Source organism: Rhodococcus wratislaviensis, assembly GCF_041228765.1.
GTDB lineage: Bacteria > Actinomycetota > Actinomycetes > Mycobacteriales > Mycobacteriaceae > Rhodococcus_F > Rhodococcus_F wratislaviensis.
Genome location: NZ_CP150488.1, coordinates 449,129 through 475,716, shown reverse-complemented (window position 1 = coordinate 475,716; position 26,588 = coordinate 449,129). Strand labels below are relative to the sequence as shown.

The following is a 26,588-nucleotide window of genomic DNA, read 5'->3' as shown; positions in this document are numbered from 1 at the left end:
GGAGACCACCATGCCCACCGATTCCGACACACGCCGCGCGGGCAAGCCCCGGGCCGCGCGCGCCTCGTTCGCGGCTGCCATCTCGACCTCACTCGAGTGGTACGACTTCTTCATCTACGCGACCGCCGCCGCACTCGTCTTCAACACCACGTTCTTCGCGACCGACAGCCAGGTCGTCGCCGCCCTCAACTCGTTCGCCACCGTGGCGGTCGGTTTCATCGCCCGGCCCGTCGGCGGCGTTCTCGCCGGCCACTTCGGCGACAAGGTGGGGCGCAAACCGGTTCTCGTCGCGGCCATCGTCATGATGGCAGTCGCGACCGCACTGATCGGCCTCGTGCCCAACACCCAGCTGGTCTGGCTCGCACCCACGATCCTCGTGACCCTGCGGATCTGCCAGGGCCTCGCCGTCGGAGCGCAGTGGGGCGGTGCCGTCCTCCTCGCCACCGAGAACGCGCCCGCCGGACGCCGCGGGTTCTACGGCAGCTTCGCGCAGCTCGGCGTGCCCATCGGCGTCGTGCTCGGAAACGTCGTCTTCCTCGTCATCACAGCGGTATTCGACTCCGAATCGTTCCTCGCGTGGGCGTGGCGGATCCCGTTCTGGATCAGCCTCGTGATGCTCCCCGTCGCCTTCGTCATCCACCGCTACCTGGAGGAGACACCCGAGTTCCAGGAACTGTCGAAGAAGCTCGCCGAGGCTCCGGTGGCGAGGAAGTCGCCGATCCTGCAGGTGCTGCGCAAGAATCCCGGCACCGTGCTCACCGCGGCCGGTGCGAACGCCATCGGCGTCATCTTCTTCTACACGATGATCACGGGGTCCGTGCAGTTCGCCACCACATATCTCGGGATCGAACGCTCCACCGTGCTCGGCTTCATCCTCGCCGCCTGCGTCCTGATGATCCCGCTCGTCCCGCTGGCCGGATACCTCTCCGATCTCTACGGCCGGAAACTGATCTTCGGAATCGGCACCGCCGGGATGCTGCTGTGGGGAATTCCCATGTGGCTCATGATCGGACACTCGAGCCAGGGCACCCTGTGGCCGTTCGCGCTCGCCGTCTTCGGCGCCGTGATCGTCATGTCGTTCCAGACCGGAACTCAGGGGACGCTGTTCGCCGAACTGTTCCCGCCCGAGATCCGATTCTCCGGTGCCTCCCTCGGCTACCAGATTTCCGCCATCATCGGTGGCTTCTCGCCGATGGTCATGGTGCTCCTCATCAACGGCGACGCGTCCAACGCCTGGCGGGTCGGCGCCTTCCTCGCCGGCGCCGGAGCGATCGGTCTGCTCTGCCTCGTCGCGATCGTCCGGAAGTACTCGCCACCGGACGTCCACCAGACACCTGCCCGCCGGTCCACCGTGGCGGCCTGAGGTGACGTGAGTGGCAAAGTGTGCTGGCGCACGCTTTGCCACTCACCTGGGATCGGAGGGCGAACATGAGTACCGAGTCCTGGAAGGACGTGCTGTCGCGATCGCAGCTGCACGGGATCCTCGAGGTTCTCGAATTGTGCAGCGAGATCGACGACGCCGACGACTACAAGCGGACCGTCGTGGAATCCATCGCGACGGTGTTCCGCGTCCGCGACGTCACGTTCTTCTTCGGGCCGACGTACGCCGACATCTTCGCCGACCCGCAGCCGCTGCTGACGGGCGCCGCCTCTCCGCTGCTGAACGAGTATCACACCCGATGGCGGGACAAGGACATCTTCGCGCTCCCCGAGGCACGCCGCTCGCTTACCGATACCGGGTTCATTTCCCTGGACCACCTGCACACGCTGCCCGCGCCGCAGCGCTCCTACGTCGAGGACTACCTACACCCCCACGGAATGGGAACGGCGTCGGCGCTGCACCTCCGGCTCGCCGACGGTGAAGCGTTGGTGGGCATGTTCGATCGTGAACGGAGCTGGGATGCGAGCGAGACGCTGGCGGTACGGGTTCTCGCCCGCCAGCTCCGCGCCCAGAGCAGGTCTATACGGTTGGCGGGGGCCGGAGATTCCGACACCCCCGACCCGCTGAGCAGCCTCACTTCGCGCCAGATGCAGGTGGCCGAGTTGGTGAGCGACGGTTTGAGCAACAGCGAAATCGCCGAGGTGCTCTCGCTGTCCGAGTTCACCATCAAGAAATACGTGAGCCGAATCTTCGAGGCCACCGGTCTCCGGAACCGTGCCTCGTTGACCGCGTGTGTGCTTCGGCGAGATCGGCGTCCTACTGCGTGAGCGGCGAATATGCGATGACGGTCAGTCCGTGGGGCGAACGAAGGACCACACGGCACTCGTGGTCGCCTACGGTCGGCTCACCCGCAGTCCACCCCGCCTCTCGCGCGAGTGCCGCGGCCGCATCGACGTCGTGTGTCCTCCCCAGCAGACACCAAGACGGCACGTCAGTCTCGTCGGACAGGCACAGAGTCGTCGTGTCGGTCGGAAACTTCGCCCACGCGCGACCGTCGCTGAACCCGGCGGGTCCGAGAACCTCAGCGAGGTCGTCGAAGGCCCCCGCCCAGTGCGGGGTCGAGTGCATAACGGACATCTTCTCGAACACGTGACTCAGGCGGGAACGTTCCATGACTTCTCCTGTGCGTGGGTAAGGTTGTGGCCCAGCCGATCCCGCTTGGTCGAAAGGTAGCGGGAGTTGTCGTCGTTCGGTGCGGTCTCGAGAGGCGTGGTGTGGGCGACGGTGATACCGGCCGCAGCGAGGCCGGCGGTCTTGGCAGGGTTGTTGCTGAGCAGGTTGATGCGGTCGATGTGGAGGTCGCAGAGGATTGCTGCGGCGTCGGTGTAGTCGCGGGCGTCGACGGGCAGCCCGAGTTGCAGGTTGGCGTCGACGGTGTCGAGACCCAGTTGGTCCTGCAGTTGGTAGGCGGCGATTTTCGCGGCAAGTCCGATGCCGCGGCCTTCGTGCCCGCGAAGGTACAGCAGGACGCCGCAGCCGGCGTCGGCGATGCGTTCCAGTGCGGCGGACCGTTGTGGGCCGCAGTCGCAGCGCCGTGAGCCGAGGACGTCGCCGGTGAGGCATTCGCTGTGGACGCGGGTGAGGGCGGTGGTGCCGGCCGGGTCGCCGAACACCATGGCGAGGTGCTCGACTCCGCTGGTGGAGCGGTAGGCGACGGCCGTGAAGGCGCCGTAGTCGGTGGGGATGATGGCGTCGGCGCAGCGGACGACGGACGGGACCGGCTCCACCGTGTTCATGCGGGGCTCGCGGGGGTGAGCTGATGGAAGGTGGAGGTGTAGAAGAGCAGCGGGTCGGGGGTGTCGGTGGCGCCGAGTTCGACGACGCGGCCGACGACGAGGTCGTGGTCGCCGACGGGTTGGACGAGGTCGATGTGGCAGTCGATCCAGGCGTGGGCGCCGCTGAGGCGGGGTGATCCGGTGGTGGCGGGGGTCCAGTCGATTCCGTGGAACTTGTCGCTGCCGCTGCGGGCGAAGGTGCGGCCGAGTTCGTGTTGGTCGGCGGCGAGGATGTTGGCGCAGAAGCGGCCGGAGGCGGAGACCTTGGGGAAGGTGGTGGAGGTGTGGGCGACGAAGAAGGCGACGAGGGCGGGGTCGAGGGAGACGGAGCTGAAGGAGCCGACGGTCAGTCCGATGGGGTTTCCGGTGTCGTCGAGTGCGGTGACGGCGACGACGCCGGTGCAGAACTTTCCGAGGACGGTGCGGTAGGCGTCCGCGATCTCTTCGGGGGTGCTGGCGGTGATGTGCGGTTCGGTGGTGGTTCGCATCGGTACCTTCTTCGGGTGGTGTTCGTTCGGAGTCCGCCGAACAGAAGCGGACTCCTCGTTCGGAGTCCGCCGAACAGAAGCGGACTCCGAACGAGGTCTATCCGCGGACGGAGGGATTCGAGACGATGGTCGACAACTCTTTGAGCGCAGCGCGATAGATCTCTTCGATCGTCGCCGCCAACTCCGATTCGACCTCCTCCGCTTCAGCGGAGAACGTCGCGGTCCAGTCGACCGTGCACGCCTCGGACGTCGCGTCGAGCACAGAGATGGTGGACCGGTACTGCTTCAACGGCAGCGGGCCGTCGATGTACTCGTAGGTGTATCGGCGGTCGCGGTCGCTGTGCTCGGCGATCCGTTCACGGGCGGGCTGACCGTCGGCGAAGACGAGATGGCGGATCTCCTGCTCCATCCGCGCCGTCGCAACCGACGGAATCCAGTCGGCGATGGCGCCCGGGTCGCCGACCTGCGCCCACACCGTCTCGGCGCCGACGGAAAAATGCTGCTGAACCTTGATTTCAGCCATCGTCCTACACCCGGCCCAACTCGGCCTCGTACTTCTTCGTCATGTGTTCGACGGCCTTTCTATGCTCGTCCGCCTGTCCCTCCCGCACGCGGCGAGCCCGCTCGTCCGCGTCGAGGAGCGGCTGCGCCTGGCCCTGGAAGAACGGCATGACGTCCTGGGCGAACAGCTCGTACGAGCGGGCCGTGGCCTGTGGGTTGGCCCAATCATGCCCCTGCAGAAGGAGAGTGCCGAAGCCGCCGGACTGATCGAGCAGACGCTGAACCTGCGCGCGGGCATCTTCGGCGGTGCCGATGACGCCGATCCCGGAGTTGTTGATGAAGTCGATCATCTCGCGCTTGTTCTCGCCCTCGACCGCCATCTGCGGGAACGCGGCAACGTGCTGCAAGTACTTGAACCAGTGCTCGATGCCGTGCTCGACGTCGCGATAGGCCTGTTCCCGGGTCTCGGCAAGGTGGAAGGGGCCCACCAGCCGCCACTTCGAGCGATCGACGTCCTCGCTTCGGCCCGCCAGCGTTGCGAATTCCTCGAGCATTCCCCAATGGTGTTGCAGAGCGCTGAATCCGTCCGCAGTCAGCGTTGCAGCGATCGAGAGCAGACCGATTCCGTGGTGGCCGGCCAGGCGCGCTCCCGTCGGCGAAGCGATCGCGGCGACTACCACGTCGAACAACGGAGATGAATACGGAGCCATTTGAATTCGAGCATCGATGAGCGTATGGGTCCGCGTCTGTGCGCTGACCGTCTCGCCTCGAAGCAGACGCATGATGATGTCGGAGTTCTCCGCAAGCAGTTCTCGCGTGTCGATCTGCGACAGGCCGAGCATCGCCGCATCGGTCGGCAGAGATCCGGGACCGAGGCCGAACATGGCCCGACCGTGGGTCAGATGGTCGAGCATCACCATGCGCTCCGCCGCCCACAGCGGATTGTGGTACGACACCGACGTCACGCCCGTGCCCAGCTTGATTCGACTGGTCCGTTCGCCGGCCGCGGCGATCATGATCTCGGGGGACGCATAGATTTCGGAGCCCGCCGAATGGTGTTCCCCGAACCAGGCCTCGTCGTAGCCCAGCCTCTCGAGCAACTGAACCAGCTCCAGGTCGCGCTGCAGCAGCAACGTCGGATTCTGTCCCGGGGTGTGGATCGGTGCCAGAAACGTTCCGAACTTCAACTTGCTCATGATCACTCCTGTGTGACGGGGGTAACAGTGAGTGAAACGGTATGGCCGTGCGCACAGCGGGTGTAGTCCTCAAAAGAAGACACTTCTCACCGCGCGGGCGATCAGCGGGACAGTCGGCGCTGCCTCGCGTTGGCGGCGCCGACGAGCGCGCGCAGTGCCTGCGGTGCCCGCTTCGCGGTGCGCAGGATGGCCTGGTCGATCATGCTCAGCTTCGGCGCGAGTCGCGGAACGGTCCGGGGCGCGTGGTCTGCGTCGGTGAGGGAGTAGAGGGGCCAGCGGTCGGGCACGCCCTTGAGTGCATGTTCCCCGGCGTCGGCGAACCGCAGTCCCGAACCCACCACGAGATCCCGGACGGTCCGCGACACCAGCACTTCCCGGGCGCGGGCCGTCGCGGCGATGCGTGCGCCGATGTGGACGGTCATGCCGCTCACGTCGGGACCGTTGCGCTCCACCTGCCCCGTGTGGACGCCGGCCCGCACCTCCAGCCCGAGTTCGCCGGCGCCGTCGACGACCGCCCGCGCGCACCGGACCGCGGACGCGGGACCGTCGAAGATGCTGAAGGTGCCGTCGCCGGCCACGTTGAGGAGCCGGCCGCCGGCCTTCTCGATCTCGTCGCGGACCTGCCACTCGTGCGCGGCCCGCAGGTCGCGGTAGGCGCTGTCGCCGATCCGTGCGAGTACTTCGGTGGATCCGACGACGTCCGTGAACAGAACGGAGGCCAGGTACCGGCCCGCGTCGGATGCCGGGTGCCCACCGGTGGCCAACTGCTCGACGTGGTCGATGATCGGTTTCCACGCCTCCCCGAGGGACGCGCCGGGCGGCGACTGCGGCAACAGGTGGAAGCTGCCGCGGGGGATACGGTCGGCGACGTACTGCGAGGCGGCCACCGGCACCGGACTTCCCGCGACCAGAAGCGCGCGCGCCGGGCACTGGATGGACGGCAGCATGTCCGAGTAGTCGAGCCGGAAGATCCACTCGAGGTGGGCCTGTGCGACCGCGGGTGTCGCGGAATTGCGTTCCAGCATGGCCATCAGCCGACGGTTGAACGCCGAGTCCTCCTGAGGATCCCACAGGGGTACCGTGCTGCCCGACCCCCAGTTCCGGGTGGCTGCTCGCCACCCGTCGACGAAGTTGTCGCGTTCGGCGGCGCTCCATCCCACCGGATCGTGGTTGCCGCCGACCAGCCGCTCGGCGAACGGCTGGATCAGGACGACGCCGGTGACACGCTCCGGCGAGCGGGCGGCGACGAGTGCGACGGGACCGCTCGCGCTGGCCACACCCACCAGCAGCGCTTCCCGCATCCCGATCTCGTCCATCACCGCGACGATGTCGTCGGCCTGCTCCTCGAGTGTGGGCAGGTGCTCGACCGGGTCGGACAGTCCCAGCCCTCGTTGCTGGAAGTATGCCGTGCGGGCGAACGTGCTGCCCCGTTCCATCAGGTAGTGGATCTCGGGGTCGGTCCACATGAGGTCGAGGTGCATGTTGATCTCGAACAGCCACACCACGTCGCGTTCACCCGCGCCCACCACCTGGTAGGCCAACGCATGTCCGTCCCGCTGCACGTACCGGACGGCAGGTGGGTCCATTTCCCCAGCGTAAACGCATGTGAGTGGCAATGTGTGCGTCCGCACACATTGCCACTCACCTGGGGATGGTGCCCAGCTCGCGGGCCCGCGCGATTGCGGACGTCCGGGACTTGACGTCGAGTTTGCCGAAGATGTGGACGAGATGGGACTTCACGGTGGTCTCGGAGAGAAAGAGTTCCTTACCGATCTCCCGATTGGACCGCCCGGCAGCCACCAACGTCAGCACCTGGATCTCCCGTGGGCTGAGGCTGGTGGCAGGTCGGCGTACGCGCGTCATCAGTTTCGACGCCACGGCCGGGGAGAGGACGCTGTCGCCGGCCGATGCCGCGCGGACGGCGGCGAGGAGTTCGGGCGGGGGAGTGTCCTTCAGGAGATACCCGGCGGCGCCGGCCGCGACCGCGTCGAGGATGTCGGCGTCCGTGTCGTAGTTGGTGACGACCAGCACGTGCGGTGGGTTCGGCAGGGACCGCAGGTTCCGGGTGGCGTCCACGCCCGAGGTACCGGGGCCGAACCGGAGGTCCATGAGCACGAGGTCGACCGGAGTCGTCGCGCACAACGCCACGGCGGCGTCCGCGGTGGCTGCCTCGCCGACCACCTCGATGTCGTCCTCGTGCTCGAGGAGGGCGCGCAGGCCCGCGCGAACGATCGCGTGGTCGTCGGCGAGCAGCAGTCGGATCATGCGCCGACCTCGAGCGGGAACGACACCGCGACCGCGGTCAGTCCTGGTTCCGACTCCACCGACATCGACCCGTCGAGCAGCTCGACGCGTCGGCGAATCGAATTCAGCCCGAACGCCTTCGACGGTTCACGGTCGAGGAGTTCGACATCGAAGCCGACGCCGTCGTCGACGACGTCCAACCGGACCGCGTCCTCGTAGTAGGTGAGGGTGATCGCCATCCGGGACGCGTGTGCGTGCCGGACCACGTTGGACACCGCGCCCTGCGCAATCCGCACCAACGCCGCCTCGACGGGCATCGGCAATCGCACCGGCTCCCCCTCGACCACGGCAATGGTGTCGAACGTGTCGCTCCTCGCCTGCGTGCAGATCCGCGCGAGCGCGTCCACGAGTGACTGCCCGTCGAGGACGGCGGGTGTGAGATCGCCGATGAGCTGACGGGTTTCGGCGAGGCTGTCGGCGGCCGCCTCCCGCGCCAGCCGGATGCGGTCCCGGGCAGGATGGTCGGGGGCGGCGCGTTCGACCGCGTGGAGCAGCATCTGAATGCTCGACAGATCCTGCGCGACGGTGTCGTGGATCTCGCGTGCGAGCCGCTCACGTTCGGCCAGGGAGCCGGCGGCACGTTCCTGCTCGGCGAGTTCGGCTCGGGTTCGGGTCAATTCGTCGATGAGGCGATCGCGCTCGACAGCCTCCCGGTACAACGCCCGGTAGCCGAGGCCGATCGCCACCGCGACGCACGCACCGATCACCGGACCGACGACACCCGCGACGCTCCAGCCGCGGTGCATGCCGGTACCCACGACCGCAACGACGGTCGCGGCTGCGACCGCCAGGACTCCCCAGCGTCGCGGCAGCAGATGCAGGTACAGGAAGAACAGCCCGAACGCGAGATAGGCGGCGTCGGGGGCGAGGACCATCAGCGCCACCCACAGAGCCGTCAACGCTGCGAGCCACCACGTCCCGCGCAGACGACGCGTCGCTCCCGCCGCGTACACCGCGAGAAACGCCACCGACAGCACCACGATCGCCGGTGCCTGTGGTGCGTCCGGAAGGACGGCGCGCAAGATCACGACTGCAGTAAGCGCCGCGATCAGCGCATGCAGTCCCAGTTGGAGTCCCGCGAACACGGGCGTGAGAGGGGAGCGGTGCACCCCGCCCAGCTTATCGACGCGAGCACACCGGGCATCCATCGAAAGTCGGAACGCGCACCCGACCTTCGACCACCGAGAATTCCACCCCACGTGCGATGGAACCGTGTCGTGTCCGGGGCACGGTGAGTTCGGAGGCCGTGAGCGCCGCCCCGGCCCGCATCGACTGCGGAGTCGGTCGTGATCTGGAGAGGACCACCTGTGTTCGTCGCATCGAGAGACCTGCGTGCCGCGCGTGGTCGCTTCGCGCTGATATCCGTCGTCGTGGTGCTGATTGCGCTGCTCGTCACGTTTCTCAGCGGTCTCACGGCCGGACTGCGTCACCAGAACGTGTCCGTCGTGGAACGCATCGACGCCGAGTCGGTGGTCTTCGCCGCCTCCGGCGACGGTCCGTCGTTCGACGAGTCCGCGCTGACGTCCGAGCAGGTGGCCGTCTGGCGGCGGAGCGCCGACTCGGTGCAGCCGATCGGCGTCGGACGAGGCTCGGCGTCGGCCGTAGGAGGTGTGGCGAAGGGGGTGGCACTGGTCGGCGCGGACAGCGGTGTGGGCGACCGTGCACCGTCCGCGCCGGGAACCGTGATCCTCGGGGCCGGCGCGGCGCGATCCCTCGGCGTCGGCGCCGGCGACCGTCTCACCGTCGGCGACGTCACCTTCGCGGTGACCGCGGTCCGCGGCGACGACTGGTACGGCCACAGCCCGGCCGTGTGGATGACGCTCGCCGACTGGCAGCACGCGAACCCGCGCGGGGGTGCGGCGACGGTGCTCGCGGTGTCCGGCGGGGACGACGCCACGAACGCCGTCGCGGGGACGACCTCCCGAAGTGTGGCCGACTCCTTCTCCGCCATCGGCTCCTATGCCTCCGAGAACGGGTCGCTGACGTTGATGACGGTGATGCTGTTCGCGATCTCCGCGCTGGTGATCGGCGCATTCTTCACGGTCTGGACCCTGCAGCGCACCCCCGATGTCGCGACGTTGAAGGCGCTCGGCGCGTCCACCGGGTCGCTCGTGCGGGACGCGCTCGGGCAGGCGTTCGTCGTCCTGCTCGCCGGCGTGGGTGTCGGTGTCGGGACGGCGGCGGTGGCCGGGTCGATGATCGGCGACGCCGTGCCGTTCGTGCTCGACGTCTCCACCACTTTCCTGCCTGCCACCGCCCTCGTCGGGCTGGGCCTCCTCGGCGCCGCGTTCGCGCTCCGCTTCCTGTTCACCACCGACCCCCTCACCGCCCTCGGGAGCACACGATGACCACCCCCGCCCTCACCCTCGACGACGTCACCCTCACCTACCCCGACGGCGCGGGACGCGTCACCGCCCTCGACTCGGTGTCGCTGACCCTCGGCCGGGGTGAGATCGCCGCGATCACCGGTCCGTCCGGTTCCGGAAAGTCGACGCTCCTCGCGGTGGCGTCGACACTGATCCGGCCCGACTCGGGCTCCGTCCGGCTGGGCGCCACCGAACTCACCGCGCTGAGCCGGCGGGAGGCGTCCACGCTGCGCCGCGACCGGATCGGCATCGTGTTCCAGCAGTCCAATCTGGTGTCGTCGTTGACGGCCCTCGAACAACTGGAGGTGATGGCGCATCTCGGGCAGCGGTTGTTCGTGCCGCGGCGGTCCGGGCGCGCGAAGGCTCGCGACCTGCTCGACGCCGTCGGGCTCGCAGACCACGCCGGGAAGAGGCCCGGGCAGTTGTCGGGTGGGCAGCGGCAGCGGATCAACCTGGCCCGGGCGCTGATGAACGATCCGTCGCTGCTGGTCGTCGACGAGCCGACCAGCGCGCTCGACCAGGAACGGGGCGCCGCGATCATGGATCTGCTCCTCGGTGTCGTGCGAGAGCGCAAGGTCGCGACGCTGCTGGTGACACACGACCGCACGCATCTGTGCAGAATGGATGCAGTCCACCGCGTAGTCGACGGCTCCGTCACCCGTGAGCACTTGTTAACCGCGGAAGGTTAATAAGTACGCACAGGTGTGAACAACATGTTTCTTTCAAAGTCAAGGGTTGACGTTTATCGTGTGCGTGAGATTACATCTTAGCGGTAAGCCTTTGAGGGCTTAAGTAAATGCCTCGACCCGACCCTGAGGATGCTCATGACGACGGTATCGCCCGCCATGGCTGCCACAGCTGAGATGATCAGCGCCCGACTCGAACGCCTGCCGATGAGCAGGTGGCATATCAAGGCACGCGTCATCGTCGGCGCCGTCACGTTCTTCGACGGCTTCGACCAGTTGATGATCGCGTACTCACTCCCCGTCCTCATCCCCAAGTGGGGTCTGACCCCCGGCGACATCGCCTGGGTGATCGCCATCGGCGGCATCGGCATGCTCGTCGGCGCGCTCGCCGGCGGCTGGTTCGCCGACCGCGTCGGCCGGCTCAACGTCATCATTTTCTCGCTCGCGCTCTACGCCGTGATGAGCCTCGGCATGGCGTTCACCGACAGCCTGATGCTCTTCCTCGTCTTCCGATTCGTGCAGGGCATCGGCCTCGGCGCCGAGGTCCCGGTCGCGGCGAGCTACATCGGCGAGATCACCAAGGCCCACAAGCGCGGACGATTCGTGCTGCTCTACGAGGTGATCTTCCCGATCGGGCTCGTGATGTCGGCGATCGTGTCGGCGTGGGTGGTCCCCAACTACGGCTACAAGATCCTGTTCGCACTCGGCGCGCTGCCCGTCCTGCTGCTGCCGATGCTGTGGAAGCTGCCCGAGTCGCCGCGCTGGCTCGCGTCGCGTGGGCGCTACGAAGACGCACACAAAGCCATGACCCGCATCGAGAACGAGATCACCGAGAAGTCAGGCAAGACGCTTCCGGCTCCGCAGCCGCTGCCCGCCGTCGCCGTCGACGTGCGCCGCGGAACCTTCGCGGAGGCCTTCCGGGGCATCTACCTGCGTCGCACCCTCATGCTCGCGGCCATCTGGGGCTGCGCCTACTTCGTCAACTACGGCATCGCGTCCTGGCTGCCGACGCTGTACCGGTCGGCGTTCGACGTCAGCGTCGACACCGCGCTGCACTACAGCATCGTCACGAGCGTCGCCGGCCTGATCGGATGCATCCTCGTCGCGTTCCTCATCGACAACCTCGGTCGCCGCATCTGCATCACCGCGTCGATGGTCCTGTGCTCGTCGCTGCTCTTCCTGCTCGCCGCCTCCGGCGCCGACACCGCGACGAAGGTCCTGTTCTGGTCGGCCGGATCCGCGCTGTTCGTCTTCGCGGTCAACATGGCGCTCTACGTCTACACCGCGGAGCTGTACCCGACCCGGATGCGAGCCATCGGCTGCGCGATCGGCGGGGCGAGCGGACGTCTCGGCATCATCGTCGGCCCCCTCGCCGTCGGCGCCATCCTCGACGGGGGCGGCACCCTCACCGTCGTCTTCGGAATGTTCGCCGCGGTCGCAATGATCGGTGCCCTCGTCGTCGGCTTCTTCGCCGTCGAAACCCGCGAAAAGACCCTCGAGGAGATCTCCCAGTGACCGTCCTCGACACCGCACCACAGACACTGCCCTTCGTCCCGGTCGCCGACCGGATCCTCGTCGCCGGACAGTGGCGGCAGGCGAACGGACCCGCCTTCGCGGTCACGGACCCGTCGAACGGCGAAACCCTGCAGGTGATCCACCAGGCCACCGCCGACGACGCCGACGAGGCGGTCCGGAAGGGCCGCGCCGCCGCCGACGACCCGGCATGGCGGGCGCTGCTCCCGCACCAGCGGGCCAAGTACCTGCACCGCATCGCCGACACCATCGAGGCGAACACGTCCCGGCTCGCGCTGCTGCAGAGCTACAACACCGGCAAGACGGTCGCCGAGACCACGGCCCTCGTCGGCAGCGCGGCGGGCACGTTCCGTTACTTCGCCGCCGTCCTCGAAACCGCGGACGACGACCTCACCACCCCGCGCGGCAACTTCCTCACGATGAGCGTTCTCGAGCCCATCGGCGTGGTCGGCGCCATCGCACCGTGGAACTCGCCGGTGGCCAGCGACGCGCAGAAGATCGCCCCCGCCCTGGCGGCAGGCAACGCCGTCGTCCTCAAGCCCGCCGAGTGGACGCCGCTGGTGTCGCTGGAACTGGCGCGGCTCATCGACGAATCGGGATTGCCGAAGGGTCTGCTGTCGGTGCTGCCGGGCAAGGGCTCGGTGGTCGGCGACGCCATCGTCACCCACCCCGGCGTCGGGAAGGTGACCTTCACCGGCGGCACCAACACCGGACGGTCCATCGCGCACGCCGCAGCCGACAAGCTGATGCCCGTGTCGCTGGAACTCGGCGGCAAGTCGCCGACAATCGTGCTGGACGACGCCGACCTCGACGCCGCCGTGAACGGCGTGATGTACGGGATCTTCTCGTCCACCGGGCAGAGCTGCATCGCAGGGTCCCGGCTGTTCGTCGACCGCCGCATCTACGACGAGTTCCTCGCGAAGCTGGTGGTCAAGACGCAGCAACTGCGCCTCGGTCCCGGCCGCGACCCCGACACTCAGGTCGGGCCGATGGTCCACCGCAAGCACCGCGACAGCGTCGCCGCGTACGTCGACCTCGCTCGCGAAGAGGGCGGACGAGTGTTGTGCGGCGGGGCGATCCCCGACGACGAGCGACTGCGCGACGGCGCGTACTACCTGCCGACGATCATCGACGGGCTCCCCAACGGGTCACGCACCTGCCAGGAGGAGATATTCGGACCCGTCCTCGTGGTCCTGCCGTTCGACGGCGACACGGATCTGGTTGCCCAGGCCAATGATTCGGTGTTCGGTCTGGCGTCCGGAATCTGGACCGGCGACTACCGTCGCGCCTGGAAACTCGCCCGCCGACTGCAGGCCGGCACCGTGTGGATCAACACCTACAAACAGTTCAGCATCTCGACGCCGTTCGGCGGCGTCAAGGAGAGCGGACTCGGGGTGGAGAAGGGGCGCAGCGGTATCGCCGCCTACTCGCGGCAGAAGAGCATCTACTGGGGCCTCGACGAGGAACCCAACCCGTGGGCAAATTGAGCGACCCGCTCGTGGGCAGATTAATCTGCGTCGCCGAATGTCACACGAGTTCCGTCTGACTGAACCGCTGTCACATCGGCCCACGGGGAAGCTGAAGTAGTAGGTCGTCCGGAAAGAAATTTCCGTCAGCTCTGTACGACCTATTACTTTAGCGCTAAGATATTGAGACCTAAGCAACTGGAGGCATGCGATGAACCAACCCATAGCCCGGCTGCGGTGCCTGCGCTCCGTCGAACTGCGCACGCAGGCCAGCATCGAATCCACCGACTTCTACTCGGAGGTCTGGGGGCTGCGCGTGGTCGAGCAGGGCACGGACGGTGCCTGGCTGCGGGGGACCGGTGAGCACCACCACGCGCTGCAACTCACCCAGGCCGAGCGGAACGGCCTCGGCCGCATCACGTTCGCCGTCGCCACGCCGGCCGAGGTCGACGAGGCCGCCCGCCGACTCGAACTCCGCGGCGTCCCGATCGTCAGCGGCCCGGGGCCGGTCGACGATCTCGGCGGCGGCTACGGCGTGAGCCTGGTCGACCCCGAGGGCCGCGTCGTCGAACTGCTCGCCGACGCACTGGCGGTCCCGAAGCTCGGCCGCGAGGACGCCGTGCCGGTCGGCGTCACGCACGTCGTCCTCAACACCGTCGACATCGACGCCGCGGTGACGTTCTACTGCGACGTCCTGGGCATGCGGGTCTCCGACTGGTCCGAGCACCAGATGGCGTTCCTGCGCTGCAACACCGACCATCACAGCATCGCGTTCAACCAGGCCGAGTGGACGTCGGTCAATCACGTCGCCTACGAGATGCCCACCGTGGACCACTTCATGCGCGGCATCGGCCGGTTGCGTCATCACGGCACCGTGCCGCTGTGGGGTCCGGGCAAGCACGGCCCCGGCGACAACACGTTCTCCTACTTCGCCGACCCGGCAGGGCTGGTGTGCGAGTACACGTCCGGCATCGCGCAGGTCGACGAGGACCGGTGGCTGTGCAAGGTGTGGCGCCGGGTTCCGGAACTCTCCGACCTCTGGGGCACCGCGGGCCCGCCGTCCAAGCAGGTCCGCGACCACATGGCCGGCATTCCCGACCCGGGTGCGTTCGAGCGCTTCGACCTCGGGCGGGCGTCGTGACGCACGTCGTCGAATCCGGTTCCGGCCCCGCGCTGCTCCTGCTGCACGGGATCGGCGGCAGCGCCGACAGTTTCGCGCCGCAGTTCGACGAACTGTCGTCGTCGCTGCGATTGCTGGCCTGGGACGCTCCCGGCTACGGCCGCAGCGAAGACCCCGGCCGACCGTTCGACCTCGACGACTACGCCGACGCCGCCGCCGACGTGATCCGCGACCGTTGCGGTGACGCGGGAGCGCACGTCCTGGGAATGTCGTGGGGTGGCGTGACCGCCACCCGGCTGGCGATGCGCCACCCGGGGCTCGTGCGGAGTCTGCTGCTCGGCAGTTCCACCGTCGGCTCGGGGGCGGACGACGACGCCGCCGCCCGCATGCTCGCCCGGGCCGCGACGCTCGAGCAGGAGGGCGCGGAAGCGTTTGCCGCCGAACGGGCCCCGCGCCTGCTGTCCGGTACGGCCGACGACGAACTGACCGCGAAGGCCACGGCGATCATGGCCTCGTCGATCCGGCTGCCCGGCTACGGGTACGCCGCCGAGTCGATGGCGGCCACCGATCACACGGCCGATCTGCCGAAGATCGACATCCCCACACTCGTCCTCGGTGGGGACGAGGACGGGGTGACCGGGGTTCCCGCGAGCCAGGTTCTCGCCGGAGGAATTCCGGGCGCCGTGTTCGTCACCATCCGGGGTGCCGGACACCTCGCGAACCAGGAGCGGCCGGAGGCCTTCAACGCCTGGGTCGAGTCCTTCATCCACATCACCGAACGCCTACGCAACCACCTCTAGAGAAGGAGCACGACATGACACTCGAATACGGCACCGCCGACCTGAAGGAATTCACCGACTCGCTGATCCTCACCCGTGGCTCCCGCCACGAGGACTGGGACACCCTGGGTTTCCAGGCCAAGGCCGGCGACCAGTTCAAGCGCGCGCAGATCCGCTACGTCGGCTCCGGTGCGACGGGTAACCACGAGAACGACAACCGCACCATCGTCTCGCGCGGATTCACGTTCTCCAACATGCTGCTTCCCCCCGGAGCCGAGGGCCCGGAGCACACCCACCACGACGCCGAGGAAGCCTTCTTCGTCCTCGAGGGCGAGGTGGAGGTCGGCGTCCACCGCGACGGCCAGGTGGAGAAGCGCACCCTCGGCTACCGCGACATGATCGTCGTGCCGGCCGGGGTGCCGCGCAGCCTGAAGAACAACGGCGACAAGGACGCTCTGTTCTGCGTCATCATCGGCGCGCAGAAGCCGCAGATCCCGACGTACCCCGAGACGTCGGCCATGCACGGCGTCACGCGGGACTGACCATGAGTCTCGACGGCCGCAGCATTCTCGTCACCGGGGCGGGGCGGGGTCTCGGCCTCGCCCTGGCCCGCCGGCTCGGCGAGGACGGCGCCACCCTGTGGCTCGCCGACATCCGCGAGGACTGGGGCGAGGACGCGGCGGAGAGCCTGCGCGCCGACGGCGTCAAGGCACAGTTCGTCCGGGTCGATCTCCGCGACGCGGAGTCCGTCGACGCGATGGCGGCCACCGTCACCTCCGGCGGCCCGCTGTACGGCCTCGTCAACAACGCGGCCCTCGCGGACGGCGTGGGCGGCAAACCGATTCACGAACTCGGCATCGACGAGTGGGACCGTGTGCTGGGCGTCAACCTGCGCGGCACGTTCCTCGTGAGCAGGGCGATCGTTCCCTCCATCATCGGGAATGGAGGCGGACGAGTCGTCACCATCGGCTCGGACGCCGCCCTGTACGGTTCGCCGCGCCTCGCGCACTACATCGCTTCCAAGGGTGGGGTGGCCGCGCTGACCCGCGCCATGTCCCGCGACCTCGGCCCGCACGGCATCACCGTCAACACCGTCTCGCCCGGTCTGACCGAAAGCGAATCGGCGCAGCAGGTTCCGGAGCACCGGCACGAGCTGTACCGCCTCAACCGGGCGCTCGAACGGCCGCAGCAACCGTCGGATCTCGTCGGCGCGGTCGCGTTCCTGATGGGACCCGAGGCGTCGTACATCACCGGTCAGCAACTCGTCGTCAACGGCGGATTCGTCCTGAACTAGAGAAGGGGACCACGTCGTGGACCTGCAACTGAAAGACCGCACCCACCTGGTGACCGGCGGAAGCTCGGGGGTCGGGCTCGCCACTGTCGCGATGCTGCTCGAGGAGGGTGCCAACGTCGTCACCTGCGCGCGCGACCGCGACCGGCTCGACTCCGTGATCGCGCCGCTGCCCGGCAGCGACCGTGTCCTCACCGCGTCCTGCGACGTCCGGGACCCGGCCGCGGTCGCTGCGCTGGTCGACGCCGGTGTCGCCCGATTCGGCGGCCTCGACGGTCTGGTCAACAACGCAGGCAAGTCCCGCATGGTCCCGCGCGGCGAGGCGACGCTCGACGACTGGCGCGACGAACTCGACCTCAAGTTCTCCAGCGTCCTCAACACGGTCGAGGCCGCCCTGCCGGCGCTGCGCAAGTCCGACGCCGCGGCCATCGTCAACATCTCGGCGGTGCTCGCACGTCAGCCCGAGCCGCGGCTGGTCACCACCAGCGCCGCCCGGGCCGGGCTGCTGAACCTCAGCAAGTCGCTGTCACTGGAACTCGCCGCCGACGGCATCCGCGTCAATTCGGTGTCGCTCGGACTGGTCGACACCGGCCAGTGGCGGCGCCGCTACGAGGAATCCGGCACCGACGCCACATTCGCCGAATGGGAGGCGGAGATCGCCCAGGACCGCGGCATCGGCCTCGGCCGGTTCGGCCGCGCCGACGAGGTGGCCGCCATGATCGTGACCCTGCTGTCCCCCCGCTCGTCCTATGTGACGGGCACCAGCCTCGACGTCTGCGGAGGCGTCGCGCGTTATGTCTGAGAGGAACACCATGTCTGTGGGTAATGGGGGCGACCTGCTCGTCCAGGTGCTGCGCGAGGCCGGGGTCGACACCGTCTTCGGCATCGTGAGCGTCCACAACCAGCCCCTGGTGCAGGCGGTCAGCAAGCACCTGCGGTTCGTGCCGGTCCGGCACGAGGCCACCGCCGTCAGCGCGGCGGACGGGTACGCCCGGGCCACCGGCGGACTCGGCTGCGCTCTCACGAGTACCGGCACGGGTGCCGGCAACGCGGCCGGGTCGCTGATCGAATCGCTCAGCGCCGGAACGTCGGTGCTGCACGTGACGGGCAACGTCGAGAGCCGGTACCTCGGCTCTGGTCGCGGGTTCATTCACGAGACCAAGGATCAGCTGGGGATGCTGACGGCGACGTCGAAGCATGCCGCCACCATCCTCGACACCGACAGCGCCGGAAAGGTGTTGCGGGAAGGCGTCGCTGCCGCCCTCGCCGCGCCCGGCGGCCCGTCGAGCATCGAATGGCCGATCGACCTCCAGTACGCGGAGCACGTCATCGACGTGGTCGAGCCGGTGTCGGAGTCGCCGCGCACGCCGGACGCCGACGAGCTGGCCGTCGCCTTCGCCCTGCTGCGGTCGGCGGAACGCCCGGTGATCTGGGCGGGCGGCGGTGTCGCGACAGCCGGTGCCGAGCTGACCGAACTGGTGGAGCAGTGGGGAGTCCCGTTGCTCACCAGCAACTCCGGCCGCGGCGCCGTGCCCGAGGACCATCCGCTGTGCATCGGCAACTACGGCAACACCCCGGTCGGGCGTGAGCTCCTCCAGGATGCCGACGTGCTGCTGTCGCTGGGCACCCACTTCCGGTCCAACGAGACCGGCGACTACTCCATGCCCGTCCCCGCCGTGCACGTGCAGGTCGATATCGATGCGGCCGCGGTCGGACGCGTCTACCCGGCGCAGGCCGGGGTCACCGCCGACATCGCCACGTTCCTCCGTCAACTGCCGGGCCTGGCGCCCGTCGACGCCGCCTGGACCGAACGTGCCCGCACCACCCGTGAACTCGTCCGCAGCAAGCAGCGCGCCGGACTCGGCGACCACGCGGTGCTGTGCGACGCCGTGCGTGCCGCGTTCCCGCAGGATTCCGTGATCGCCCGCGACGTGACCATCGCGTCGAGTTCCTGGGGCAACCGACTGCTGCCGATGTTCGACCCCAAGTCCAACGTTTTCCCCCGCGGCGGCGGCATCGGACAGGGCCTCGGCATGGCCATCGGTTCCGCACTGGCCGACGAGACCCGGCCCACCCTCGCGCTCGTCGGCGACGGCGGCCTGGCCGTCCACTTCGGCGAGATCCTGACCATGGCGCAGGAGAAGCCGTGGCTGGTGCTGCTCGTGTTCAACGACGGCGGCTACGGCGTGCTGCGCAACATGCAGAAGGGCGGCGGCGAAGACACCTACGCCGTCGACCTCGTCACCCCCGACTTCCCGTTGCTGGCGCAGTCCATCGGCGTGCCGTACCTGCGGATCGGTGGCGCCGCCGAGGCCCACGAGGTGCTCGCCGACGCCGTGTCGCGGCAGGCGCCGGTGATCGTCGAGGTCGATCTCGCCGCCTACGGCGACATGCCGGCACCGTTCACGCCGCCCGTCACGGTGCCCGGAAAGGGTGCACAGTGACCACGGTTGCCGTCTGCGGCGGCGGCATCGGCGGACTCGCCACGGCGATCGCCCTCCGCAAGTTCGGTCTCGACGTCACGGTCTACGAGCAGACGAGGCAGTTCGCCCGCGTCGGCGCCGACATCAACCTCACCCCCAACGCGGTCCGGGCTCTCGACGGACTCGGCATCGGGCCGGCGATCCGCGAATCCGCCGCCCGCCCGCAGTTCCGGATCAGCCGCACGTGGGACACGGGTGCCGAAACGTCCCGGCTGCCGATGGGCGACAGCGCGGAACAGCAGTACGGTGCACCGCAGTTGACCATGCACCGGGGCGACCTCATGACCGCGCTCGAGAACCGGTTGCCGTCGGGTGTCGTCGAAATGGGTCGCCGCGTCAGCGGCGCTGCGGACGGCCGCATCGAGTTCACCGACGGCAGTGCCGTTTCCGCGGACGTGATCGTCGGTGCCGACGGCATCCACTCGGCGGTCCGGACCTCGCTGCTCGGGCGCGAACAGCCGACGTTCACAGGGGTCGTGGCGTTCCGCGCCGTCGTCCCCACCGAACGCGTCGGCAACCTGCCCAACCTGGACTGCTTCACCAAGTGGTGGGGGCCGAATCCGTCGACGCAGATCGTGACGTTCCCCCTCAATCAGGGCAAGGACATCTTCGTCTTCGCCACCTGCGCGCAGCAGGAATGGACCGAGGAATCGTGGACCACACCCGGTTCCGTCACCGAACTGCGTGAGCTGTACCGCGACTTCCACCCCGAGGCACGAGCCTTGCTCGACGCCTGCGACGACGTCCTGAAATCGGCTCTCTACGTTCGTGACCCGCTGGAATCGTGGACCGACGGGCGCGCCGTGCTCCTCGGCGACGCGGCCCATCCGATGATGCCGTTCATGGCGCAGGGCGCCGGTATGGCCATCGAAGACGCCGTCGTCCTGTCCCGCTGCCTGAGCCTGTTCGACGACCCCGCAGTCGCGCTGCAGACCTACCAGGACACGCGACTGCAGCGGACCTCGCGCATCCAGCGCGGCTCTCGGTCCAACGAATGGCTGAAGGTCGCGGGCAACGGCGACTGGGTCTACGAATACGACGCCTGGCACGTGCCGTTGGAGTTGGCCGCGGCCCGAGCGGGCGCATAGATGGAACCTGTCGGTCGACAAGGGCTGTCGAGGCGAAGGGCGCTGGCGCTGCTGGGGTCTGCGGCCACCGCCGTCGCCGCGACGAGCTGCGCATCGCACACCTCGGACGCGCAGCCGAGCGGCGCCACGCCACCGGACGCCTACGAGTTGTCCGGTGACGTCGACGGCTACGCGACGACGCTGATTCTGCTCGGCACGGCGGCCGGACCCATCGCCGTGCCGGGGCGGAGCGGCACGTCCAGTGTGCTCGTCGTCGGCGACAGACCGTACCTGATCGACGCGGGTCCGTGGTCGAGCCGCAAGCTGATCCAGGCCGGTATCGCCGCGGATTCGCTCGGTGGCGTCTTCGTCACGCACATGCACAGCGATCACATCGCCGACCTGTTCAACGTCTTCTGGCTGCCGGGCGGGACCCCGTCCTACACGTTCCGCAACGTGGTGCCGGTGTACGGCCCCGGCTCGGCGGGCCGACTGTCGGCACCGCGCGGCGGACAGAGTATTCCGATCCAGAGTCCGGCATCGCCGACACCCGGACTGACTGATCTGTTCGCGGGCGTCCTCGACGCATTCGCCTACGACATCAACATCCGCAACGTCGAAAAGGGTGCCCAGTCCGACTACGGACAGCGGTTGTCGCTGCACGACGTACTGCCGCCGGAGTCGGCGGGCGCGTCCGCCGACAACACCGCCCCGGAGATGGAACCCTTCCCGGTCTTCGAAGACGACCGCGTCCGGGTCACCGCGACGCTCGTTCCACACGGCCCGGTCTACCCGTCGCTGGCGTACCGGTTCGACACGGCGGACGGTGCCGTCACGTTCTCCGGCGACACCGCGAAATCGCCGAACGTGGTTCGGCTCGCTCAGGGATCCGACATCCTCGTCCACGAGGTCATCGACGTCGACTTCTACGCCGCGACTTCAGGTCCCGCACTGGTCGAGCACATGATTCAGGCGCACACCACCGCGCAGGACGTCGGGCGCGTCGCCACGGACGCGGATGTCCGCCAGGTGGTTCTCTCCCACATCGGACCGGGCGACCCTCGGCAGGTCACCGACGACCAGTGGGAACGCGGCGTGAAGTCCACGTTCGCCGGCACCGTCACAGTCGGGCACGACCTCGTCCGGATCGGCGTCGGGCAACGACGGTGACCCCGTCGCGGACCCGCAGGATCTTGCGCGCCGCCGCTGTCCCGAGAAGGCTGGATCTCACGACACCGTGACGTGATCGGAGCCAGGGATGGACACCACGATTACCGAGATCGCTCCCGACATCTACCGGCTGTCCACGTATCTGGACGAGCCGAACCTGATCATGAACCAGTTCCTCGTCGACGGTGAGGAACCGCTGCTGTTCCACACCGGCCAGCGTGCGCTGTTCCCGTCCGTGTCCGAGGCGGTCGGCCGGCTGATTCCTCTCGACAGGCTGCGGTGGATCACGTTCGGGCACGTCGAGGCCGACGAGTGCGGCGCGATGAACTCGTGGCTGGCGGCCGCGCCGAACGCCGAGGTCGCGCACGGGGCGTTGGGGTGCTTCGTACAGGTCAACGACCTCGCCGATCGGATGCCGCGTCCCCTGCAGTACGGCGACGTGATGGAGACGGGCACCAGACGGGTCCGTCACCTCGACACTCCGCACGTTCCGCACGGGTGGGACGCCGGGCTGGTTTTCGAGGAGACGACGCAGACACTGTTCTGTGGCGACCTGTTCACCGCGTTCGGTCATCACCCGCCTGCCACGGAGGAGGAGATCGTCGGCCCGGCGATCGCGGCCGAGGACATGGGGAACGCGACGTGCTTGACGCCGGCGCTCGGACCCACGATCCGGGGACTCGCCGATCTCGAGCCCCTGCTGCTGGCGCCGATGCACGCGCCGGTGTTCACCGGTGACTGCGTGCAGGCTCTGCACGACCTCGCGCAGGCGTACGAGGAGCGGCTCGCGGCCGAGACCGTGCGGTACCGCGAAGCGGAGTAGCTCGGCCTGTACTCGACGAATTTCCCCTCAACTGTGGCGCACGATACATCTTAGTGCTAAATTATTGAGCACTAAGGAACTATGCCTTCGGTTGAGCCTGGGAGTGAGCGATGACAACAGACGCAGACACCGTCCCCATGATGGTGCGTCAGATGCGGGTCGAGTCCTCGGGCGTGGTCTCGCTCCGCCTCGAACGACAAGACGGCGGCGCGGTCGACCGGTGGACGCCGGGCGCCCACCTGGACCTGCACCTGAACCGCGGGACCATCCGCCAGTACTCCCTGTGCGGAGACCCCGACGACAAGACCGGGTACCGCGTCGCGATCCTCCACGAGGTGACCGGCCGAGGCGGCTCCCGGCACGTCCACGAGACGCTGCGGCCCGGCGACAGCCTGTCGGTGAGCGCGCCCCGCAACAACTTCGAACTCCTGCCCTCGCCGCGCTACGTGTTCATCGCCGGCGGCATCGGCATCACGCCGATCCTCGCGATGATCGGGGAAGCCGAACGCATGGGCGCCGAATGGGAACTGCACTACGGCGGCCGTGCCCGCGCGTCGATGGCGTTCCTCGACGAACTGTCCGCATACGGCGACCGCGTGCACGTCGTCACCGAGGAGGCCGACGGCATCCTCGATCTGGCCGCCATCCTCGGCGCCGCCCGCGCGGAGACACTCGTCTACGCCTGCGGCCCCGAGGGCCTGCTCGGCGCGGTCGAGGGATACACCGGCTCCTGGCCGGACGGCGCGATCCGGCTCGAGCGGTTCAAGGCGAAGGAGATCCCCGCCGACACCCTCGCCGGCGACCGTCCCGTCCGCGTGATCTGCGAACGATCCGGCATCTCGGCCACCGTCGCCCCCGACCGGACCATCCTCGACACCCTCGAGGAATCCGGCGTCGACGTCCCCAACTCCTGCCGCGAGGGCATCTGCGGAACGTGCGAAACCCGCGTCCTCGCCGGCACCCCCGACCACCGCGACTCCCTGCTCTCCAGCTCCGAGCAGGAGTCCGGCACCACCATCATGATCTGCGTTTCCCGCGCCCGCTCCGACGAGCTCGTGCTGGATCTCTAGAAGGGAAGAACCATGAGCCTGTATCTGCAACCACGCCAGTCCGGCACGGCACCCACCCCGTACGAACGGAAGCTGGCCGGTGCGATCGAAGAGGTCTTCGGCACCGGTGTGCACCACCTCGAAGGCCTGGTGAAGGGTTTGAACGCCCTCGGCATCCACAGTCCCGGCGGCGACGCCTGGACCACCGACACTTTCACGGACGAGATCCGACGGATGGGGGCCTGACATGGTGAACCGACTGCGCAAGGCGGCACTGACCGGCGACGAGATCTTCGCGACCGGGATGCGCGACCAGTGGCACGCGGTGTGCCCATCCGACTTCGTCGCGCGCGGCGACATGAAGAAGGTGCGGCGCCTCGGCGAGGACTGGCTGCTGTTCCGTCAGTCCGACGGCACCCTCCGCATGCTCGCCGACCGCTGCCCGCACCGCGGCGCCCCGCTGTCGCAGGGCCAGCACCTCGGTGATCGGGTCGCCTGCCAGTACCACGGCGTGCAGGTGGACGGCGGCGGCACCGTCGTCTCCGTCCCCGGAATGCCCGGCTGCAACCTCGAGGGCAAACGGCTGGTGACCAGCCTCCCCGTGCAGGAAGTGGCCGGCGCCGTGCTCGCCTGGTTCGGCACCGACCCCGACGCCGAACCCGCGCCCCTGGAACTGCCCGAGCGCCTCACGGACGACGGCATCTCACACTTCCTCTGCTACGCGGAGTGGAAGGCGCCGTGGCGGTTCACGCTGGAGAACCTGCTCGACCCGATGCACGGAGCGTTCCTGCACCGCGAATCGCACTCGATGTTCGGCGGCGAGACGTCCGCGAAGTTCCGGATCCGCGAAACCGATCGCGGGTTCTTCTTCGAGAAGACCGACCAGCGGGGTGTGAACTTCGACTGGGTCGAGTTCTGCCGTACCGGCATCGACTGGGTGGATCTCGAGATCCCGTACCCGCCGACCGCCGGCCCGGGTGGCTCGTTCGGCATCGTCGGCATGGGAACGCCGATCGACGCCGAGACCACCGCGGTGTTCTTCTGGCGCTACCGCCGCGTCGAGGGCTGGGAACGCGACGTCTGGCGGTTCCTGTACCGCACCAAGCTCGAGGAGCGGCACTGGGTGGTGCTCGAGCAGGACCGCACCATGCTCGAGGCGATGGCATCCGACGCGGACCAGGCGGAGAACCTGTACCAGCACGACCTCGGCGTCATCCGGCTCCGCCGGCTCTACCGGGCGCAGGCCGAGGCCCAGGCGAAGGCACTTCAGGAGGCGTAGGGTCGCGCGGGTTGACGTGAATGAAATGTCAACTAAGAATGTGTGACGGCCGACACGTCGGGCGCCGGCCGGGGTACGAGGAGGCGCGAGCGGTGCTTACGAACGGTGACGATCGAGGTCGGCTCGCGTTGGTCGAGGCGGCGGGGCGGTGCTTCGCCGAGCTGGGATACGAGCGCACCTCCGAGGCGGTCATCGCCGCTGCCGCCGGGGTGTCGCAGGCCGAATTCTCCGCCCGGTTCGCATCCCGGGACGACGCCTTCCGTGCCGTCGCCGCCGCGGTGTTCGACACGTTCGTCGAGGCTCAGCGCATCCCGGTCCCGCCGGACGCGGACCCGCGCAGCGTCCTGCGGGCGGCCACCGCGGCGTTCATCGAGACCGTCTACAGCAGCGGACGCCTGTTCACGATGATCGAGGACCGCGCCGCCGTCGACCCCGTGATCGGGGAACAGCTCGAGGCGGCACACAACCGGATCCTCGGCCGGTACATCCGATTCATCGAACGGCTCAACCAGGCCGGGATCGCGACGCCGTGCGCCGAACCCGCCCAGCTCGCCCGCAAACTGTCCGAGGCGCAGTGGACGGGTGCGGCGCGCCTGATCGGTGCGTCGCAGGACGAGCAGCGACGGTTCATCGTGGAGATGACGGCGGCGTCCGAACGGTTCATCGGATTCGGTGAGGTCGCCGACCTGACCGTCCGCGCGGCCAGCTGACTCTTCCGGTCAGGCGGTGGGGGCCTGGTTCTCGACGATCGAGTGCTCGAGCTTGCGGAGCAGTTCGGCCAGCGCCGCCTGATCGTCCGTCGACATCCCGCTGAGGATCTGCGACTCGTTGGCGAAGTGGGCCTCCGCGACCTTCTCGATCACCCGCAGTCCCTCGTCGGTGAGTTGGGCGTGCACGATCCGGCGGTCCTCGGCGTCGCGCTCCCGCTGCACGAGTCCCGCCTTCTCCAGGCGGTCGACGCGCAGCGTGACTCCACCGGTGGTGACGAGGGCGGATTCCGCCAGCTGTCCGGACGTCATCCGGTACGGCGGACCCGAACGTCGGAGGGCGGCCAGAACGTCGAACGACGCCATGTTGATGCCGTGCTCCTCGAACACGGCGGCGAGGGACGTCTGGTAGCGCAGATACGAACGGTGCAGGCGGCCCAGCACTTTCAGCGGGCTCACATCCAGTTCGGGCCACTGGTGGGCCCACTGGTCGACGATGTCGTCGACGGCATCGCGATCTGGAACGGGGCGTTGCGTCACCGGGCGCACCTCCTGGATCCTCGAGGGTCTCATCTGTTTAGTACCAAGATATCTAACGAAGCATAAGTGACGGCGACGCGCCGCGGGTCCCCGCCGATTCGTCGGAACGGGGACCCGCGGCGCTGCCGGGCAGGTGCGGTGTCAGCGTCCCTCGACCGCCGCGACGGCGTCGATCTCGGCGATGGCGCCGTAGGGGAGGCTGCTGACCTCGAGGAACGTGCGCGCGGGACGCGGCTCGTCGAAGATGCGCTCGAACTGGCGGTTCGCCTCCTCGCGCAGCGACAGGTCGGTGACGTAGTAGGTGAGCTTGACGACGTCCTTCAGCTGTCCGCCGACGGTGGCGAGGCGATCGACCATGCGGTCGACGGCGGCGTCGAGTGCCTCGGTGCGGCCAGGGACGGCGGTGCCCTCGGCATCGACGGACAGTGCGCCGGAGACGAACGCGAGTCCGCCCGCGACCACGGCCGGGCTGTAGGGGTGGTGGGCGGTGACTTCGGTGAGAGACATGGAGGCTCGCTTTCTCG

The 26,588-nt window shown here is 68.4% G+C and carries 29 protein-coding genes; 19 read left to right on the top strand and 10 right to left on the bottom strand.

The window, feature by feature from the left end; all coding sequences use genetic code 11:
* The first annotated feature begins 10 nt into the window (after window positions 1-10).
* Together WKC72_RS02230 and WKC72_RS02225 are read left to right on the top strand one after the other, a co-directional pair.
* Window positions 11-1,363: an MFS transporter gene (locus tag WKC72_RS02230; RefSeq protein ID WP_370181604.1), complete on the top strand. Its 1,353-nt coding sequence runs from the start codon at window positions 11-13 to the stop codon at window positions 1,361-1,363.
* A 65-nt stretch (window positions 1,364-1,428) separates the two neighbouring features.
* Complete coding sequence (locus WKC72_RS02225; RefSeq protein ID WP_370181603.1) at window positions 1,429-2,208, top strand: LuxR C-terminal-related transcriptional regulator; 780 nt, start codon at window positions 1,429-1,431, stop codon at window positions 2,206-2,208.
* On the opposite strand, the gene WKC72_RS02220 is transcribed toward WKC72_RS02225, so the two are convergent.
* The 8 genes from WKC72_RS02220 to WKC72_RS02185 all read right to left on the bottom strand — a co-directional run bounded on the left by WKC72_RS02220 (window position 2,198) and on the right by WKC72_RS02185 (window position 8,814).
* Window positions 2,198-2,554, bottom strand: a complete 357-nt coding sequence (locus WKC72_RS02220) for a hypothetical protein (RefSeq protein ID WP_268792034.1) — start codon at window positions 2,552-2,554, stop codon at window positions 2,198-2,200. The two genes, WKC72_RS02225 and WKC72_RS02220, sit on opposite strands and share 11 nt — an antisense overlap.
* Window positions 2,536-3,177: a GTP cyclohydrolase II gene (locus tag WKC72_RS02215; RefSeq protein ID WP_370181602.1), complete on the bottom strand. Its 642-nt coding sequence runs from the start codon at window positions 3,175-3,177 to the stop codon at window positions 2,536-2,538. Before WKC72_RS02215 ends, WKC72_RS02220 begins: the two co-directional genes overlap by 19 nt.
* A complete protein-coding gene (locus WKC72_RS02210) occupies window positions 3,174-3,704 on the bottom strand; it encodes a flavin reductase family protein (protein ID WP_370181601.1) in 531 nt (176 codons plus the stop codon). The genes WKC72_RS02215 and WKC72_RS02210 overlap by 4 nt, the downstream gene beginning before the upstream one ends.
* Before the next feature lie 97 nt (window positions 3,705-3,801).
* Window positions 3,802-4,227 (bottom strand): SRPBCC family protein, encoded by a 426-nt coding sequence (locus tag WKC72_RS02205; RefSeq protein ID WP_370181599.1) that lies wholly within the window; start codon window positions 4,225-4,227, stop codon window positions 3,802-3,804.
* A 4-nt stretch (window positions 4,228-4,231) separates the two neighbouring features.
* A complete protein-coding gene (locus WKC72_RS02200) occupies window positions 4,232-5,401 on the bottom strand; it encodes an LLM class flavin-dependent oxidoreductase (protein ID WP_268792030.1) in 1,170 nt (389 codons plus the stop codon).
* Between the two features lie 101 nt (window positions 5,402-5,502).
* Window positions 5,503-6,987: an adenylate/guanylate cyclase domain-containing protein gene (locus WKC72_RS02195; protein WP_012691024.1), complete on the bottom strand. Its 1,485-nt coding sequence runs from the start codon at window positions 6,985-6,987 to the stop codon at window positions 5,503-5,505.
* A gap of 55 nt (window positions 6,988-7,042) precedes the next feature.
* On the bottom strand, window positions 7,043-7,666 hold the full coding sequence (locus WKC72_RS02190; protein WP_370181598.1) for a response regulator: 624 nt from the start codon (window positions 7,664-7,666) through the stop codon (window positions 7,043-7,045).
* Complete coding sequence (locus tag WKC72_RS02185) at window positions 7,663-8,814, bottom strand: sensor histidine kinase (protein WP_370181597.1); 1,152 nt, start codon at window positions 8,812-8,814, stop codon at window positions 7,663-7,665. Before WKC72_RS02185 ends, WKC72_RS02190 begins: the two co-directional genes overlap by 4 nt.
* Before the next feature lie 198 nt (window positions 8,815-9,012).
* Between WKC72_RS02185 and WKC72_RS02180 the strand changes: the two genes are divergently transcribed.
* From WKC72_RS02180 to WKC72_RS02100, 17 genes are all read left to right on the top strand, one after another.
* The gene (locus tag WKC72_RS02180; protein ID WP_370181596.1) at window positions 9,013-10,053 is read left to right on the top strand and encodes an ABC transporter permease; all 1,041 of its coding nucleotides are present in this window, start codon (window positions 9,013-9,015) and stop codon (window positions 10,051-10,053) included.
* Window positions 10,050-10,760: an ABC transporter ATP-binding protein gene (locus WKC72_RS02175; RefSeq protein WP_370181595.1), complete on the top strand. Its 711-nt coding sequence runs from the start codon at window positions 10,050-10,052 to the stop codon at window positions 10,758-10,760. The genes WKC72_RS02180 and WKC72_RS02175 overlap by 4 nt, the downstream gene beginning before the upstream one ends.
* A 129-nt stretch (window positions 10,761-10,889) precedes the next feature.
* On the top strand, window positions 10,890-12,272 hold the full coding sequence (locus WKC72_RS02170; protein ID WP_012691029.1) for an MFS transporter: 1,383 nt from the start codon (window positions 10,890-10,892) through the stop codon (window positions 12,270-12,272).
* Window positions 12,269-13,777, top strand: a complete 1,509-nt coding sequence (locus tag WKC72_RS02165; protein ID WP_370181594.1) for an aldehyde dehydrogenase — start codon at window positions 12,269-12,271, stop codon at window positions 13,775-13,777. The genes WKC72_RS02170 and WKC72_RS02165 overlap by 4 nt, the downstream gene beginning before the upstream one ends.
* A gap of 190 nt (window positions 13,778-13,967) precedes the next feature.
* Window positions 13,968-14,897, top strand: coding sequence for a VOC family protein (locus WKC72_RS02160; protein WP_005254764.1), 930 nt, complete (start codon window positions 13,968-13,970; stop codon window positions 14,895-14,897).
* Window positions 14,894-15,676 (top strand): alpha/beta fold hydrolase, encoded by a 783-nt coding sequence (locus WKC72_RS02155; RefSeq protein WP_370181593.1) that lies wholly within the window; start codon window positions 14,894-14,896, stop codon window positions 15,674-15,676. Before WKC72_RS02160 ends, WKC72_RS02155 begins: the two co-directional genes overlap by 4 nt.
* Before the next feature lie 14 nt (window positions 15,677-15,690).
* Entirely contained in the window at window positions 15,691-16,197 is a 507-nt protein-coding gene (locus tag WKC72_RS02150; protein ID WP_005248926.1) for a cupin domain-containing protein, read from the top strand.
* Window positions 16,198-16,199: 2 nt separating this feature from the next.
* Window positions 16,200-16,949 (top strand): 3-oxoacyl-ACP reductase family protein, encoded by a 750-nt coding sequence (locus tag WKC72_RS02145; RefSeq protein WP_037228344.1) that lies wholly within the window; start codon window positions 16,200-16,202, stop codon window positions 16,947-16,949.
* Between the two features lie 16 nt (window positions 16,950-16,965).
* Entirely contained in the window at window positions 16,966-17,748 is a 783-nt protein-coding gene (locus tag WKC72_RS02140; RefSeq protein ID WP_112301545.1) for an SDR family oxidoreductase, read from the top strand.
* Entirely contained in the window at window positions 17,741-19,390 is a 1,650-nt protein-coding gene (locus WKC72_RS02135) for a thiamine pyrophosphate-binding protein (RefSeq protein WP_370181591.1), read from the top strand. Before WKC72_RS02140 ends, WKC72_RS02135 begins: the two co-directional genes overlap by 8 nt.
* Complete coding sequence (locus tag WKC72_RS02130) at window positions 19,387-20,517, top strand: FAD-dependent monooxygenase (protein ID WP_370181589.1); 1,131 nt, start codon at window positions 19,387-19,389, stop codon at window positions 20,515-20,517. Before WKC72_RS02135 ends, WKC72_RS02130 begins: the two co-directional genes overlap by 4 nt.
* A complete protein-coding gene (locus WKC72_RS02125) occupies window positions 20,518-21,666 on the top strand; it encodes an MBL fold metallo-hydrolase (RefSeq protein ID WP_037228335.1) in 1,149 nt (382 codons plus the stop codon).
* Between the two features lie 88 nt (window positions 21,667-21,754).
* Complete coding sequence (locus tag WKC72_RS02120) at window positions 21,755-22,489, top strand: MBL fold metallo-hydrolase (protein WP_037228332.1); 735 nt, start codon at window positions 21,755-21,757, stop codon at window positions 22,487-22,489.
* 110 nt (window positions 22,490-22,599) lie between these two features.
* Window positions 22,600-23,559, top strand: a complete 960-nt coding sequence (locus WKC72_RS02115) for a PDR/VanB family oxidoreductase (protein WP_052032926.1) — start codon at window positions 22,600-22,602, stop codon at window positions 23,557-23,559.
* Between the two features lie 12 nt (window positions 23,560-23,571).
* Complete coding sequence (locus tag WKC72_RS02110) at window positions 23,572-23,784, top strand: recombinase-like helix-turn-helix domain-containing protein (protein ID WP_005248918.1); 213 nt, start codon at window positions 23,572-23,574, stop codon at window positions 23,782-23,784.
* 1 nt (window position 23,785) lies between these two features.
* The gene (locus WKC72_RS02105) at window positions 23,786-24,817 is read left to right on the top strand and encodes an aromatic ring-hydroxylating dioxygenase subunit alpha (RefSeq protein ID WP_037228329.1); all 1,032 of its coding nucleotides are present in this window, start codon (window positions 23,786-23,788) and stop codon (window positions 24,815-24,817) included.
* Between the two features lie 20 nt (window positions 24,818-24,837).
* Window positions 24,838-25,527: a TetR/AcrR family transcriptional regulator gene (locus WKC72_RS02100; protein ID WP_037228327.1), complete on the top strand. Its 690-nt coding sequence runs from the start codon at window positions 24,838-24,840 to the stop codon at window positions 25,525-25,527.
* A 9-nt stretch (window positions 25,528-25,536) separates the two neighbouring features.
* Here the strand turns inward: WKC72_RS02100 and WKC72_RS02095 are convergent, their stop codons facing one another.
* The gene (locus tag WKC72_RS02095) at window positions 25,537-26,097 is read right to left on the bottom strand and encodes a MarR family winged helix-turn-helix transcriptional regulator (RefSeq protein ID WP_174233872.1); all 561 of its coding nucleotides are present in this window, start codon (window positions 26,095-26,097) and stop codon (window positions 25,537-25,539) included.
* 108 nt (window positions 26,098-26,205) lie between these two features.
* The gene (locus WKC72_RS02090) at window positions 26,206-26,571 is read right to left on the bottom strand and encodes a RidA family protein (protein ID WP_009477076.1); all 366 of its coding nucleotides are present in this window, start codon (window positions 26,569-26,571) and stop codon (window positions 26,206-26,208) included.
* Window positions 26,572-26,588 lie beyond the last annotated feature (17 nt).